Source organism: Oceanobacillus rekensis (assembly GCF_002153375.1).
GTDB lineage: Bacteria > Bacillota > Bacilli > Bacillales > Amphibacillaceae > Oceanobacillus > Oceanobacillus rekensis.
This window is the reverse complement of sequence record NZ_MTBQ01000001.1, coordinates 22,273-38,159: the sequence shown is the minus strand read 5'-3', so window position 1 is coordinate 38,159 and position 15,887 is coordinate 22,273. Positions and strand designations below refer to the sequence as shown.

The window sequence follows — 15,887 nt, the reverse complement described above, 5'->3', positions numbered from 1 at the left end:
TTACATATCCCATTTAAAATCTATTATACGGAATTAAAGTATTGTTTGCCACCTCTTTTAAAGCGATTTCATACTAAGTTAATAAAAATTTAGTTAACATAATATAATTATAGTAAATAATGAACGATTGCAAATCATAGTTACCATAGTTTATTATTGGCTATTTTCTAGAAGCTTGGACTGAGGTTTCTTCACTCATCAAAATTGTCGTTTTTTTCACAAAGTCTATAAACTGTTGCTACATAAGATAAGTAACTTCGGCTACCGCTCTGGGTGGAGGTCTGAAATAAAGATTGATTAAAAATACTCTTTGAAACCCAGATGTTGACTCTTCAAATAGAAAGAATCCATTTTGAAAAAAGATTGATCAAAATGAATTCCTATCCAATAGATTAATTTTTATAAAGAAGTTTGATCATTTTCTACTTCTGTTACTCTATTAAACTCTGCAATAGGAGAGCCTTTGATTTCGCCCCCTGCTCCATAAGGAACGTACAAGTTTCTCCGCATTCACCGAAAAGCACTTAATCATAAGTTCCTCGTTACTTAAGCGATTGAAATCACTTTGCTTCACTGACATTGATTAATTCAGGAATTGTCACAAATTCCATTCCTTCTTGCTGCAGACGGGGAATAATCTCATCTAAAGCATTTACGGTACCTGATAAATCCATTGTCCAATCACCGCCATCATGCATGAGTATGATGGAACCCGGCGTAGTATTCGCTAAAGTAATGTCGGCAATAACGTCAGTTCCCAATTGCTTCCAATCCAAGGAATCGACATTCCAGAGAACCACCGTATTGCCCATCTCTCCCAGTAATTCGGCAATTTCTCGGTTTAAAGCACCATAAGGGGGGCGGAATAATCTGGGACGGAATCCCAGAATTTGCTCAAGCGTTTCTTCCGTCGATGTTACTTCCCATTGAATCCTTCCCAGGTTTTCTTCTGTTAAATTGGGATGCCAATACGAATGATTTCCGATGGCATGCCCTTCTGCATGAACTCTCCTGACGATATCGGTATGTTCAGCTGCTCTGGCACCCATCTGGAAAAAAGTAGCGTTGACTTGATATTTATTAAGAACATCCAGCACTTGAGGTGTAAAGCGAATATCAGGACCATCATCAAAAGTTAAAGCCACTCTATTTTCATCAAGTGAACCTCTTAAAACAATAATGTTGGGATATTCACGCTGTAAGACCGAATTCGCGACTAAATTTGGCTCTCTGCCGACACTTTCTGATCCTCCCTCCGGTTGACTTTGAATCATTTGTCTATAGGGATCATTCCAATTCCACCATGAATCACCATAACGAATGTACATATTCATGCTAACCTCCATATTTACCCATATATCTTTTACTATATGACGATTGTGGTTTAGTAGTTACACAAAAGGATATGACACCGGAAGGGATTATTAATCCTGATGTGATTATTATGGTTAGAACGGATGTTATCAAAGCATGAAGGGAGAAAGGATTTGTTATTATCGTACAAAGAGGGCTCTTTTTGTGTAAATTAGGGGTGTCTGTCCCTACCTCGCTAAAGCTTTGAAGTGGTAGAGACAGACGCCCCTCACTACAGACACTCCTTATTGTAAGGGGAATTTGATCGTTTGCTAAGTAATAATTTAATTATATTAAAGAAATTGTATAGATGTATTCTGTGGCTAAGTTATTCAACAATTTAGCCCAATTGTTAAATTTTATAGAAAACAACAAACATGACGAAAAAAGGTTTTATTATACTGGATATACGCCATGCTTTCTTTCGGTAAATGTAATATTTTTTGCTGCGTAGACGGAAAAACGTTTTATTAATTCTTCTCTTAATGTATTTGGATCGATAATCGCATCAATAACCATTTCCGAAGCAAGTCGATAAACATCGATATTTTCTTTGTATTCATCCTGTTTTTGTTTAATGTACGATGCGCGTTCTTCTTCAGGTAACACAGCAATTTTATTTGCTTCCACTGCATTCACTGCTGCTTCTGGTCCCATAACAGCTATTTGGGCATTAGGAAAAGCAAGACAGCAATCCGGGTCAAATGCAGGACCTGCCATAGCGTAGAGTCCCGCTCCATATGCTTTACGTACGATCACAGAAATTTTTGGTACCGTTACCTCACTCATAGCAAACAGCATCTTTGCACCATGTCTAATAATGCCCTGTCGCTCCACTTTTGTTCCAATCATAAACCCAGGAACATCTGTCAAGAATAGTAGTGGAATATTAAATGCATCACATAATTGAATAAATTTGGCTGCTTTATCAGCAGAATCTGTAAACAGAACACCACCTTTAACGCGAGGTTGATTAGCAATGATTCCTACTGAATTCCCTTCAATCCTTGCTAGCCCTGTAATTAGTTCAGGTGCAAATTTCTTTTTAATCTCACAAAAACTTTCTTCATCAATGATTCGATTAATCAGATCATACATATTAAATGGAGCATTTTGGTTTTGTGGGATAATATCTGTAATTGATTTCTCAAATAACTTAGCATTTTTTGTTTCACGTGCTTCTGGTTTTGAACGAAAGTTGGCAGGAAAATAGCTCAAATAATTTTGCGCATACTGGATTGCTTCTTCTTCTGATTTCACCAATATATCGCCAACACCAGATACCGAACAGTGCATAGTTGCACCGCCCATCTCTTCAAGTGAGACTTTCTCTCCAATTACTTTTTCTGCCATTCGTGGAGAACCTAAATACATGGAAGCATTGCCATCAACCATGATAACAATGTCACAAAATGCTGGTATATATGCACCACCAGCGGCAGATGGGCCAAATAGGAGACAAACCTGTGGTACACGTCCAGAAAGTTTTATTTGATTATGAAAAATACGGCCAGCACCACGCCTACCAGGGAACATCTCGATTTGATCGGTAATTCTAGCTCCTGCTGAATCAACAAGATAAATCATCGGCAATTCCATTTTTTTTGCTGTTTCTTGAATCCGCAAAATTTTCTCCACTGTACGCTTTCCCCAGGAACCAGCTTTAACTGTAGAATCATTTGCCATGACACAGACATCTTGTCCGCTAATTTTACCAATACCGGTCACAACTCCATCTGAAGGTAAATCACCATCCATACAATTGGCAAAAAATGCATCCTCTACGTTCAGACCTTGATCAAACAGAAGTTTAAGTCTTTTTCGGACAAAAAGCTTATTCTTAGCTTCATTACTTTGATGGTATTTTTCCTTACCACCTTTTTCTATTTTGCCGATTCTATCCTGCAATTCATCCAAATATGACATAATCATCCTCCTTACCTATTTACCTTCGTAAACAGGTTTCCTTTTATTCTTAAATGCTTGTAATCCTTCGATTCTATCTTTGCTTGGAATTGTTTGACAATAGCTTAAATGCTCGATCGTAAGACCTGTAGTAATATCTGATTGTATACCAATATTAATTGCTTTCTTCGCCTGTTTTAATGCAAGTGGGCCATTAGAGGAAATAGTTTTCGCAAGATTTAATGCTTCAGCTTTAATGTTACCTCCATTCACCGTCTGTTCTACCAGTCCAATCGAAAGTGCTTCCTTCGCACCAATCGGCTTAGCAGTATAAATTATCCGTTTTGCATGTCCCAACCCTACTAATCTTGGTAAGCGTTGTGTTCCACCCGCCCCCGGAATAATCGCAAGTGATGTCTCAGGCAGACCCATCTTTACGTTCACTCCTGCAATTCTTACGTCACACGCTAACGCCAATTCCAATCCACCACCAAACGCAGATCCATTTAAAGCAGCAATAACTGGCATGTTCATATTCTCTATCGCTGTGATTGTCTCTCCTATGTAACGAACTGTTTGGATTACCTCCTCTTCCGACATTCCGCTTCTTTCCTTCAAATCGGCTCCAGCACAAAATGCTTTCTCTCCGAATCCAATTATAATCGTACAGTATATTGAAGCATTGTGATTGATAGATTCTACTGCTTCATTCAATCCATCAAGCATTTTTCTTGATAACGCATTTGCCGCTTGGGGTCGATTGAGTGTAATAACAGCAACATGCTCTTCTTTTATATCCAACTTAATATAATCAGCCATAATAACCTCCATTCATTTATACTAATACGGACTTGACCATATAGAGCCGCTACGGTTCATATGTTTAGGACGGTAGCGACTAATAGAAGGTTATGCTTTATTCGATGATTGCTATTACATCCCCCTCATTAACAAAATCTCCTTCAGCAACTTTTAATTCCTTAACGGTCCCAGCTGATTCAGCAACGATAGGGATTTCCATTTTCATTGATTCAAGAATCACAATGTCCTGATCCTCTTCAATAGAATCCCCTTGTTTTATAACTATTTTCCATACACTTCCTGCCATGCTTGCTTTAATTTCCTGCATCTTCAATCCTCCTATTTTTGTATCAAATAGTAATTCTCAACAAATGACGTCGTTGTATTTCCTTTTAAAAATTGTTCATGTTCGATAATTTCTATTAACATCGGAATATTAGTCTTAATTCCTTCAATCTTATAATTTAAAAGTGCTTCTTTTAATGAAGCAATTGTCTTGTTTCTATCTTTTTCTTTTACAATTAATTTACCTATCATCGGATCATAGAAAGGCGTTACTTGATAATCAGCTTTCACGGCAGTTTCATTTCGAATATGTGGACCTTCTGGTAATTCTAAGACAGAAATATGCCCTGGTGAAGGGAAAAATGTAACTGGATCTTCTGCATAGATTCGTACCTCTATCGCATGACCGTCTATACTCAAATCTCCTTGTTTCACTGTCATTTCATTACCATTTGCGATAATAATTTGCTGTTCAACTATATCTACACCCGTAATTTCCTCCGTTACCGGGTGCTCCACTTGAATTCTCGTATTCATTTCAAGAAAGTAAAAATTCTCCTGTTCATCCACAAGGAATTCAATTGTACCAGCATTCGTATAACCAATCGTTTCCACCGCTTTTACAGCTGCATCACCCATTAACTTGCGCAATTCATCCGAGATGTAAATGGATGGTGCCTCTTCAATTACCTTTTGATTGCGTCTTTGAATGGAACACTCTCGTTCAAATAAATGGACGGCATTACCATGTTCATCAGCTAAAATTTGGATTTCAATGTGACGGGCATTTTCGATTTTCTTTTCCATAAACATCGAACCATCGCCAAAAAAATTCAAGGCCCTATTTGAATTGCTTTCGAATGCTTTAACTAATTCTTCGTCAGATTGTACAACTTGCATTCCAATACCCCCGCCACCAGCTGAGGCCTTTAACATAATTGGATAACCGAATTTTTTTGCGGCTTCTAAAGCATCCTGGGTGGTTGAAACAGCACCATCTGTTCCTGGGACTACCCGCACCCCAGCCTGCCTCATTAAATTTCTAGCTGCAATTTTACTGCCCATTTGATTAATTACCTTACTGTCTGGTCCTATAAAAATAATCCCTTCTGCTGAACAAGTTTCTGCAAACTGTACATTTTCACTTAGAAAACCGTAACCGGGATGAATCGCATCTACATATGCTTCCTTAGCAACCTCTAATATTTTATCGACATTTAAATAACTTTCATTTACCTTGGGCGGTCCAATTAGAAAGCTCTCATCGGCCATGGAAACATATGATGCTTGCTTGTCAGCTTCAGAATATACAGCAACCGTGGCAATGCTCATTTTTTTGCACGTCCGTATGATTCGATCAGCTATTTCTCCCCTATTTGCAATCAGTATTTTTTGTATCATAAACACACTCCTATAGAGTATCGTTAATTAAATAATCATATGCTATTACTTGAAGGACGTATGTTAAAATCTCTTGGATTATTTATTAAATTTTATTATGTTAGCAACCTAGCTCCCTAGCAATTAAAAGTCTTTGAATCTCGGATGTACCTTCACCGATTTCCAATAGTTTTGCATCACGCAAATATCTTTCTACTTCATATTCCCGCATATAGCCATATCCACCATGAATCTGGATGGCCTGATTTGCTGACCTAAATGCTGTTTCCGTTGCAAATAGTTTTGCGAATGCTGCCTCTTTGCCAAATGGTTTCCCATGATCTTTCATCCATGCAGCTTTATGTACCATATTTCTGGCAAGTTCTACTTCCATTGCCATATCTGCGAGTTTGAACTGAATAGCCTGAAAACTAGAAATGGCTTTTCCAAATTGCTTACGCTCTTTCGCATAGGCCAAGGCTTTTTCTAGAGATGCTTGCGCAATTCCGAGTCCTAGTGCTGCGATTGAAATTCTCCCTCCATCCAACGTATAGAGAAACTGTTTATGGCCTTTATGTTCTTCACCCAACACATTTTTTCTCGGAACGCGAACATTTTCGAGAATAATCTCTGCTGTATCGGAACCTCGTACACCCATCTTGTCATAGTTGCTCGTAATTTTGACACCTTCTGTATCCGTTGGCACGATAATAGAAGAAATCATATTTTTCCCCTTATCATTTTTCCCTGTGACAGCGGTTACAATTATTATTTTAGCAAAACTGGCATTCGTAATAAAACACTTTTCTCCATTAATCACATAATCATCACCATCAAGTACAGCAGCTGTTTTTGTACCGCCGGAGTCTGACCCTGCATTCGGTTCGGTTAAACCAAAAGAACCAAGTGCCTCTCCTTTTGCAAGCGGTTTCAAAAATAATTCTTTTTGTTCATCGGTTCCAAAATAATATAGTGGACTTGCTCCAAGTGAAACTGCAGCGGCATAACTTAATCCTGTACTTCCACATACACGGCCAATTTCTTCAACAGCTAGGGCATAGGATAATGTATCCCCACCTGATCCTCCAAATTCTTCTGGAAATGGAATACCTAGTAAACCGAGTTCTCCCATCTGATCAAATATATCAGAAGGAAACGCTGCCATTGTATCAATTTCAATTGCTCTTGGCCTAATTACTTTCTCAGCAAACTCACGTACCATCTTTTTAATCATTGTCTGCTCTTTTGTCAACTCAAAATTCATGACTTAACCTCCTAATTCATTCAGGAGCAGTAGGAAACCACCATACCACTTCCTGAATTGTGCATATAAGACAGATAGTTATGAATCGTTACACATTTATTTTATACCTTATACTCAAAAATGCAACGTATTTTAATTAATTAGGAGTTCATTATTGTAATAAGTTTTACTCTAGATCATAAAATGGCTTTTCATAAGTAGCTTCTTTCCAGACTTTCACGACTTCACCTTTATGATCACTATCAATAATAAATGATCCATTACTGTATCTATCACTAGCCGAAAGTTCCAGTGGAAATACATGATGCGTTTCGCCGTTTGCTGTTTGGAAACAAATTTTGTCATTTTCATTAAGCATGAAGAACCCTCTTATGCGATGTGGTTTTGCCTTCAATTCTCTGAGCATGAGTAAGCCACGTTTAGCCCTGGTTGTTTTTTCGAATTCTTTTAATTTAATTCTTTTACATGCACCTCGTTGGGTTACTATAGCAAGAGAGGGATCTGACAAATGACTAAACACTTGTCCATTCACAACATATTCATCCTCTTTTAGCAAAATTGATTTAACCCCTGCAGCACGCTGTCCAACAACATTTATTTCTGATTCGTGATACCATAATCCATATCCTTTATTTGATGCAATGAAAATATCAGTATTCCCATTGGTCTTACATATACTGACAACTTCATCATCCTGTTTTAAATTCAGGGCGATTAAAGCTTTTGAACGTCGCTGTGCATCATATAACTTAAACTCACTACGTTTGACCATTCCTTTTTTTGTGAAGAACAGTAAATAGTCAGTCGTATCTTTAAAGTCACGTACCGGAATACATTGAACTAGATGTTCATCTTTTTCCAGTTGAACAATGTTTGATACATGCTGTCCGATGTCTTTCCAACGAATATCTGGAAGCTCATGGACGGAGGTAAGAAAGTACTTACCTTTATTGGTGAAGACCAGTAGGTTATCTGTTGTGTTCATTTCAACCAAGCCAATCGGATAGTCATTATCCTTCAATGCTAGATGTTCACCGTTTGATGCACTGTAGGATCTGAGACTGGTCCGCTTCATGTAACCTTCTTTTGTTATAGAAACAATCACATCTTCACTTGCGACGGTAACCTCAATATTTATTTTCAATTCCTCAATTTCATCTTGAATCACGGTACGTCTGCTTTCCGCAAACGTTTTTTTGATTTGTCTTAAGTCTTTCTTTATTGTTTGATACATTTTTTTCTCACTTGCGAGAATCGCTTCTAAATCAGTGATATTTTTCTTCAGTTCAGCCGCTTCATCTTGCAATTGTGTAATATCTGTATTTGTTAATCGGTATAACTGGAGCATCACAATCGCTTCAGCCTGAGCTTCAGTAAATCCATATGCAGCAATAATTCTTTGTTTCGCATCTGATTTATTTTTTGATGCTCGGATTGTTGCAATCAATTCATCTAAAATTGAAATTGCTTTAATCAAACCTTCTAAAATATGTGCTCGTTCTTTTGCTTTCTTCAAATCAAACGTTGTTTGTTTCGTAACAACATCTTTTTGATGTGATATATATGCCTCAAGTAATTGTGATAATGAAAGCAATTTAGGTGTTTTGTCCTGTATTGCTACCATATTGAAATGGTATGTTACTTGTAACTCTGTATTCTTATATAGAAAATTAAGTACACCTTCGCTATTGGCACCTTTTTTAAGTTCAACAACGATCCGCAATCCTGTACGATCTGATTCATCCCTTACTTCAGCAATGCCTTCCACTTTTCGATCGAGGCGCATTTCGTCCATTTTCTTAACCATGCTGGCTTTGTTGATTTCATATGGAATATCCGTAATAACGATTTGCTCATGGGTACTTCTTAAAGTTTCTATTTCAGCCGTACCACGTACAATTACTTTGCCGCGACCTGTCTCATATGCCTTCCTGATTCCATCCACACCTTGAATGATTCCACCGGTAGGAAAATCGGGGCCTTTGATTACTTTCATTAACTCTTGAACAGTTACTTCCGGTTTATCAATTTTCATAATTACTGCGTCAATTACCTCTTCCAGATTATGTGGAGGTATATCTGTTGCATAACCCGCAGAAATACCTGTCGAGCCATTTACAAGTAAGTTAGGAAATTTCGCAGGCAAAACAACAGGTTCCGAAGTAGTCTCATCAAAATTCGGAATAAAATCGACGGTTTCTTTATCGATATCACGCAATAACTCTGATGAAATCTTAGACAGTCTTGCCTCGGTATAACGCATTGCTGCAGCCGGATCACCATCCATACTTCCATTATTACCATGCATCTCAATTAACACATTTCTTAGTTTCCAATCCTGACTCAAACGGACCATGGCTTCGTACACAGACGAATCACCATGTGGATGGTAGTTACCGATAACCGTACCGACCGTTTTCGCCGACTTCCTGAAATGTTTATCAAAGTCATTCTTTTCCACATGCATTGCATATAAAATTCTACGTTGCACAGGTTTCAGGCCGTCCCTTGCGTCGGGAAGAGCCCTGTCTTGAATAATATATTTACTATATCTCCCAAATCTGTCACCGATTACTTCTTCCAGTGGTAGATCTAAAAACTTTTCTATTTGTGACAAAACTACCCCCCCTTACCTAATCAATTGTATATTCTTCTTCATATATATTTGATTCATTTATAACCTATTCTTCGGTATGAATTTTTTCATTTTCCAGGATGTTGGTATCGTCCTCCAGGCCGAACTTCACATTCCCCTCAATCCATTTTCTTCTTGGAGATACTTTATCACCCATTAATGTTGTAACTCGACGGTCGGCTTTTTCCATATCCTCAATTGTTACTCTTATCAATGTTCGGGATTCTGGATTCATTGTTGTATCCCATAATTGATCAGCATTCATCTCACCAAGACCTTTATAACGTTGAATCGTATATCCATTTTTAAATTGCTTTAAAGCCTTTTTCATCTCTTCTTCATCCCATGCATAAACGACTTTCTCATTCTTCCCTTTACCTTTGGATATTTTAAAGAGTGGAGGTAATGCGATGAACACCTTTCCTGCTTTAATAAGTGAGAGCATATAACGATAGAAAAATGTTAATAGTAGTACCTGAATATGGGCACCATCTGTATCAGCATCTGTCATAATAATAACTTTGTCGTACTGGACATCCTCAAGATCAAAGTCTCCACCAACACCAGCACCTATCGTATGAATAATTGTTGAAATCTCTTCATTCTTAAATACGTCCTGCAGTTTTGCCCTTTCGGTATTAATCACTTTACCTCGCAATGGTAGTACCGCTTGGAATTTACGGTCTCTTCCCTGTTTAGCAGAACCGCCGGCTGAATCACCCTCAACAAGGTATAGCTCATTCCGTTTCGGATTCTTCGATTGTGCTGGTGTCAACTTTCCGCTGAGTATATCTTTTCTTTTTCGTTTTTTACCAGACCTTGCGTCTTCACGTGCTTTTCGCGCTGCTTCACGAGCTTCTTTTGCCTTAATCGACTTCTTGACGAGCATTCCTGATACATCCGGATTCTCTTCCAAAAAGTAATTCAGCTTCTCTGAAACAACGGAATCGACTGCGGAGCGGGCTTCTATCGTACCCAATCTTCCTTTTGTTTGACCCTCAAATTGCAGCTTATCCTCAGGAACTCTGACAGAAACAATTGCTGTTAGTCCTTCACGGATATCAGTGCCTTCCAGATTCTTGTCTTTTTCTTTCAGTATGCCAATTCTTCTTGCGTAATCATTAACTGTTCTCGTTATTGCAGAGCGTGCACCCGATTCATGTGTTCCACCATCTCTCGTACGAACATGGTTTACAAAGGAGATCATACTTTCTGCATAGCCATCATTAAATTGAAAAGCAAAGTCTACTTCCAATCCCTGTACTTGTCCCTCAAAGGAAACAACTGGATGTAGGGTATCTTTCTCTTCATTTAAATAAGCAATAAATGATTCGAGTCCATCAGGAAATTCATACATTTCCTTCTCATCATTTCGTTCATCCAGTACTTCTATCTTCAATCCTTTTAGTAAAAACGCCGATTCACGTAAACGCTCGGTAATGGTTTCGAAATTATAGACCGTTGCCGAGAAAATAGAAGGGTCGGGTTTAAAGTGAATAATTGTTCCTTTTTTTCTCGTTGCCCCTCGTTTTTCAAGAGTCGTTACTGGTTTACCACCATTTTCGAATCGTTGGAAGTATGTATTGCCCTCCCGATAAATGGTCACTTCCAGCCATTCAGATAAAGCATTTACGACGGAAGCCCCTACACCGTGGAGTCCCCCACTTGTCTTATAACCACCTTGTCCAAATTTACCTCCTGCATGCAATACCGTAAAAATAACTTCAGTAGTTGGCTTACCTGTACTATGCATACCTGTTGGAATTCCACGACCACTATCCTGTACGGAAATACTGTTATCCTTATGTACAGTGACTTTAATTTCATTTCCGTAGCCTGCTAAAGCCTCATCAACTGCATTATCTACGACTTCAAAAACAAGATGATGCAACCCACGGGTATCTGTACTTCCTATATACATTCCAGGTCTTTTTCTAACAGCATCAAGACCTTCTAATACTTGAATGGAGTCATCCGAATATTGATATTCATTAGCCATTCGATCATCTACTCCTCTCTTACAAAAACACACGCCATCTATTATAATAGAACTATTGTTCGATTTTGTAAATGGATCATTTCCGCCTCACATATGCTATATCATACGCAGATTATGTTCCTAAGTATACTATAATTGCTGATTTCATGCATAAATTTTCGTTTGTACGGCGATTTCCGCAACATTTAGAACCAATGGATAACCAAAGTCGACAATAAAAAGAATGCCATAAATCTGGCATTCTTTTCAAGTTTATTTTTAAAAACTGTTTATTTGACAAGCACTGAATGGACTACTTTAATACATAAATCCATTATAACCGTAAAATCTCTTTCTGTTAAATAGTGATAGGCTTCCTCATTCACAATTCCCTGTTGTGCCCAAAATACACGACATTCTGTTTCTGCTGCATCTTTTGCGACAGATTGTAAATATTCAGGTCTCCTGAAGACATTTATAATATCAATTTTATCCGGTATATCTTTTAATGAAGGGTACGCCTTTTCACCGAGAACCTCATCAACCGTTGGATTAACTGGTATAATTCGGTAACCTTGTTCTTGCATAATTTTGGAGATCTGGTAAGCCGTTTTATCAGGATTATTCGACAGTCCAACAACTGCTATCGTTTTAGCAGATTCAAGAATACGTTTCAATTCACTATTAGCGGGATTTTCCCAAGCCATGTCAACTTCCTCCTTTAATTGGGTAGTAAACCTTCATTTTCTAAATACGTCCTTGCCACTTCATTTGGAGATTCATCATCATAGTCCACCTTGTAATTCATTTGCCGCATCTCTTCATCTGTTATTTTTCCGCTTAGTTGATTCAAAATTGCTTCCAGCTCTGGATATGTTTCCAGTGTATCTGTCCGCATTAATGGTGCTCCTTGATACGGTGGAAATAGATTCTCCGGATCATCCAGGGTCACTAAATCCAATTCTATCATATAACTGTCTGTTGCATAGGCGTCAATGATGTCCACTTCACCATTTGTAAGAGCACTTTGTCTGATTCCTGGTTCCATTGTCTTAATATCAGCAATTTCCAAATTATAAACATCCTGCATTCCCACATACCCATCATATCGGTCGTTAAACTCCAATGTAAATCCTGCTGTAATTTCATTTTCAATTCGCTTCAGGTCGCCGATTTCCCTGAGATCGTATTGATCGGCCATTTCTTTCGTAGTTGCCACGGCATATGTATTGTTAAATGCCATTGGCTGAAGGAATTCCATATCAAATTCATCTTTCATTCCTTGTCTTGCCTGTTCATATACTTCCCGCGCCTCATTACTTTCCGCCTGGTCTTCCATATGTGTAACAATGGCAGTTCCTGTAAATTCCGGAAAAATATCGATACTTCCTTCCTGAAGCGCACTGAATACAAAAGCTGTTTTTCCAAGGTTTGGTTCTAAACTAACCGTCAAATCCGTTTCTTCCTCAATCAATAACTTATACATATTAATCAATAGCTCAGGTTCAGAACCCATTTTGCCTCCAATGACAAGGTCCGGCTGTTTATTTCCATTCCATATAAATGGAGTTGCAATAATAAAGATGGCTATCAGAAACGTCAAAATAAACGATTTTATTCCCGCTTTCTTAGAAAATTTCTCAAGTATTTTTAAGATGAAATCCAGAAGAATAGCGAGCAATGCTGCAGGAATTGCACCGAGTAAAATTAAGTTTATATCTGCACCACGATCCAATCCCAATAGAATGATTTCCCCTAAACCGCCTGCACCAATAAGAGCAGCAATTGTTGTTGTCCCGACAATAAGCACCATTGACGTCCGTATCCCAGCCATAATTACCGGCATTGCTATGGGCAATTCTACCTTTGTCAACCGCTTTAGTGAATTCATCCCCATTCCAGTAGCCGCTTCTGTAAGAGCTGGATTAACTTCATTTATCCCTGTATACGTATTCCTTAATATTGGTAGGAGTCCATATAAAACAAGTGCAATGATTGCTGGCGTTGTACCAATACCAAAAAACGGAATTAGAAATGCTAACACTGCCAGACTCGGAATCGTTTGCATGACTGCAGAGACACCAATAATCGGTTCAGCAACCTTTGGATATCTAGTTAGAATTAATCCTAGGGGTACCGCCAGAATAACGGCGATGATTAACGAGATCATTGAAATTTGCAAGTGTTCTAAAGTGGTCTCCAGTAGCATATTTTGTCTTTTTTGAAAAACGGTTATAAATTCATTCATGTCTTAATCACCCCGTTCTCCTTAGTAGCCGTGCTTCTAAGATGTTCGACAATATTTTGATATGACAATATCCCTACCAACTTTTCCTCTTCCAATACCGGAAATAAGGCTTGGTCACTACCATTTAAACATTCTGCTGCATCATATAACGACATATCATGCTCAATCCTCTGACCTTTCATCACTTTTCCGTTCATAAGAATACCCTGGAATACATTATTCTTATCAACAATAACAAAGCTACCCTGCTGTCGATAATTTGCTCCGTTAAGGTTTTCAGCCGATAGAATCAGATCTTTTTTATATGTTGAGATGCTTCCTACGGTTGTTTGCCATGGTGACTTTTGGTTTCCTATAAAGTTTTTAACTAATTCATTACTTGGATTCATAATTAAATGTTTTGGTTCATCCAGTTGAATGATTCTTCCTTCTTCCATCAGACAAATGCGATCACCCAACTTTATCGCCTCTTCAATATCATGGGTTACAAAGACAATCGTTTTTTTAATCTCTTTTTGTAATTTCTGAATATCATTCTGTAATAGCTCCCTGCTGATTGGATCAAGGGCACTGAATGGTTCATCCATTAAGATGATATCCGGATCCGCGGCCAGTGCCCGAATAACTCCGATGCGCTGTTGCTGTCCACCCGAAAGTTCACTAGGCATTCTATTTTTATAAATAGCAGGGTCTAGACCAACCATTTCCAGTAATTCATTACTTCGCGTCAAAGTTTCTTTTTTACTCCACTTTTTCATCTCTGGAACAATGGAAACATTTTCCTCAATGGTCAAATGGGGAAATAGGGCAATTTGTTGTAACACATAACCAATATTCCACCTTAATTCATGTATGTTATAATCTTTTATATTCTTACCATTTATGTATATTGCGCCAGATGTCGGATCAATCAGCCGATTGATCATTTTCATCGTTGTTGTTTTTCCACAGCCACTTGGACCGATTAATGTCAATGTTTCTCCTCTTCTTACTTCAAGTGAAAATTCCTTAACTGCTTCCGTTCCATCTTCATATAATTTCGTTACGTTTTTAAATTCAATCATATCTGTTCTCCCTTTAAATGCATGCTTAAAATTAAGTTAGGGCGTATGGAATATCTCCCTAGCGCCCTACCTCTTAAATTAGTTACAGCCAAAATCCATCCTACCAACTATATTAAATACCCTTTCATAGCTATGATAAACTAAAAATATTTAAAAATGAAAAATATTATCTCTTTCACTAATAGGTTTGTACATATTTTAGTTCTTTATCTTAGTAGTTCATGCTAAAATAATGGTAGTTATACTAGTTGCGTAACGAATTATTTAATAACGAAAGTAGGAATAATATTGGAGTATATTTTATTTGCTATCCTTGCATACTTATTAGGCTCAATACCTTCAGCATTGCTCGTTGGTAAAATTGGTTATAAAGTTGATATACGTGAACATGGAAGCGGGAATCTTGGTGCAACAAATACATTCCGGGTTCTTGGTATCAAAGCTGGAATAATCGTGATGATTTCAGATATTCTAAAAGGTACTATCGCAACACTGATTCCTCTCTTCTCTGGCGCAGATGTCTACGTGTTGGCAATCGGAATTTTCGCCGTTATTGGACATACGTATCCGATATTCGCCAAATTTAAAGGAGGAAAAGCAGTTGCAACTTCAGCGGGGATTATTTTAGGGATATATCCACTGTTGTTTGTTATCATGATTACTACTTTTTTGATTACCTTGTATCTATCTAAATATGTATCACTTTCCTCCATGATTACTGGTGTGATAACTATCATTTTATCCTTATTTTTAAATGATATTGGACTTGTTATTGTTATTTCATTGTTGACTATTTTTGTCTTTTATCGACACCGGGAAAATATTAAACGAATTAAAAATGGTACCGAACCGAAAATAAAATGGATGTAATTTACTAAAAACCAATAAATTGAATAATGATAGTACATTCAGTATACTTAAAATAAATCATACAAACAAAGCAATCGCTAAGTTTAGTAATTCATCGCTAGAAA

General features: G+C 37.7%; 12 protein-coding genes. 1 reads left to right on the top strand and 11 read right to left on the bottom strand.

Annotated elements, in window-relative coordinates; all coding sequences use genetic code 11:
- Nucleotides 1-560: 560 nt before the first annotated feature.
- The 11 genes from BV906_RS00195 to BV906_RS00145 all read right to left on the bottom strand — a co-directional run bounded on the left by BV906_RS00195 (nucleotide 561) and on the right by BV906_RS00145 (nucleotide 14,913).
- Nucleotides 561-1,334, bottom strand: coding sequence for a polysaccharide deacetylase family protein (locus BV906_RS00195; RefSeq protein ID WP_176330227.1), 774 nt, complete (start codon nucleotides 1,332-1,334; stop codon nucleotides 561-563).
- A gap of 415 nt (nucleotides 1,335-1,749) precedes the next feature.
- A complete protein-coding gene (locus BV906_RS00190; protein ID WP_087971459.1) occupies nucleotides 1,750-3,279 on the bottom strand; it encodes an acyl-CoA carboxylase subunit beta in 1,530 nt (509 codons plus the stop codon).
- A gap of 15 nt (nucleotides 3,280-3,294) precedes the next feature.
- Nucleotides 3,295-4,077, bottom strand: coding sequence for an enoyl-CoA hydratase (locus tag BV906_RS00185; protein ID WP_087971458.1), 783 nt, complete (start codon nucleotides 4,075-4,077; stop codon nucleotides 3,295-3,297).
- Between the two features lie 97 nt (nucleotides 4,078-4,174).
- Nucleotides 4,175-4,387: an acetyl-CoA carboxylase biotin carboxyl carrier protein subunit gene (locus BV906_RS00180; protein WP_087971457.1), complete on the bottom strand. Its 213-nt coding sequence runs from the start codon at nucleotides 4,385-4,387 to the stop codon at nucleotides 4,175-4,177.
- Nucleotides 4,388-4,398: 11 nt separating this feature from the next.
- On the bottom strand, nucleotides 4,399-5,745 hold the full coding sequence (locus tag BV906_RS00175; RefSeq protein ID WP_087971456.1) for an acetyl-CoA carboxylase biotin carboxylase subunit: 1,347 nt from the start codon (nucleotides 5,743-5,745) through the stop codon (nucleotides 4,399-4,401).
- Nucleotides 5,746-5,845: 100 nt separating this feature from the next.
- Nucleotides 5,846-6,988: an acyl-CoA dehydrogenase family protein gene (locus BV906_RS00170; RefSeq protein WP_087971455.1), complete on the bottom strand. Its 1,143-nt coding sequence runs from the start codon at nucleotides 6,986-6,988 to the stop codon at nucleotides 5,846-5,848.
- A gap of 166 nt (nucleotides 6,989-7,154) precedes the next feature.
- Complete coding sequence (gene parC, locus BV906_RS00165) at nucleotides 7,155-9,605, bottom strand: DNA topoisomerase IV subunit A (RefSeq protein WP_087971454.1); 2,451 nt, start codon at nucleotides 9,603-9,605, stop codon at nucleotides 7,155-7,157.
- Between the two features lie 64 nt (nucleotides 9,606-9,669).
- Nucleotides 9,670-11,622: a DNA topoisomerase IV subunit B gene (gene parE, locus BV906_RS00160; RefSeq protein ID WP_087971453.1), complete on the bottom strand. Its 1,953-nt coding sequence runs from the start codon at nucleotides 11,620-11,622 to the stop codon at nucleotides 9,670-9,672.
- A gap of 269 nt (nucleotides 11,623-11,891) precedes the next feature.
- Complete coding sequence (locus BV906_RS00155; RefSeq protein WP_087971452.1) at nucleotides 11,892-12,308, bottom strand: CoA-binding protein; 417 nt, start codon at nucleotides 12,306-12,308, stop codon at nucleotides 11,892-11,894.
- A gap of 14 nt (nucleotides 12,309-12,322) precedes the next feature.
- Nucleotides 12,323-13,849 (bottom strand): ABC transporter permease/substrate-binding protein, encoded by a 1,527-nt coding sequence (locus BV906_RS00150; RefSeq protein ID WP_087971451.1) that lies wholly within the window; start codon nucleotides 13,847-13,849, stop codon nucleotides 12,323-12,325.
- Entirely contained in the window at nucleotides 13,846-14,913 is a 1,068-nt protein-coding gene (locus BV906_RS00145; RefSeq protein ID WP_087971450.1) for an ABC transporter ATP-binding protein, read from the bottom strand. Before BV906_RS00145 ends, BV906_RS00150 begins: the two co-directional genes overlap by 4 nt.
- A 288-nt stretch (nucleotides 14,914-15,201) precedes the next feature.
- Here BV906_RS00145 and plsY point away from each other — a divergent pair, with 288 nt between their 5' ends.
- Entirely contained in the window at nucleotides 15,202-15,783 is a 582-nt protein-coding gene (plsY, locus tag BV906_RS00140) for a glycerol-3-phosphate 1-O-acyltransferase PlsY (RefSeq protein ID WP_087971449.1), read from the top strand.
- Nucleotides 15,784-15,887: the final 104 nt, after the last annotated feature.

Excerpts from the sequence above, each read along its gene's own strand:
- BV906_RS00180 (WP_087971457.1), bottom strand. The coding sequence starts at position 4,387 with ATGCAGGAAATTAAAGCAAGCATGGCAGGAAGTGTATGGAAAATAGTT.
- BV906_RS00195 (WP_176330227.1), bottom strand. The coding sequence starts at position 1,334 with ATGAATATGTACATTCGTTATGGTGATTCATGGTGGAATTGGAATGAT.
- parE (WP_087971453.1), bottom strand. The coding sequence starts at position 11,622 with ATGGCTAATGAATATCAATATTCGGATGACTCCATTCAAGTATTAGAA.
- BV906_RS00150 (WP_087971451.1), bottom strand. The coding sequence starts at position 13,849 with ATGAATGAATTTATAACCGTTTTTCAAAAAAGACAAAATATGCTACTG.
- BV906_RS00145 (WP_087971450.1), bottom strand. The coding sequence starts at position 14,913 with ATGATTGAATTTAAAAACGTAACGAAATTATATGAAGATGGAACGGAA.
- BV906_RS00170 (WP_087971455.1), bottom strand. The coding sequence starts at position 6,988 with ATGAATTTTGAGTTGACAAAAGAGCAGACAATGATTAAAAAGATGGTA.
- BV906_RS00185 (WP_087971458.1), bottom strand. The coding sequence starts at position 4,077 with ATGGCTGATTATATTAAGTTGGATATAAAAGAAGAGCATGTTGCTGTT.
- BV906_RS00175 (WP_087971456.1), bottom strand. The coding sequence starts at position 5,745 with ATGATACAAAAAATACTGATTGCAAATAGGGGAGAAATAGCTGATCGA.
- BV906_RS00190 (WP_087971459.1), bottom strand. The coding sequence starts at position 3,279 with ATGTCATATTTGGATGAATTGCAGGATAGAATCGGCAAAATAGAAAAA.
- BV906_RS00155 (WP_087971452.1), bottom strand. The coding sequence starts at position 12,308 with ATGGCTTGGGAAAATCCCGCTAATAGTGAATTGAAACGTATTCTTGAA.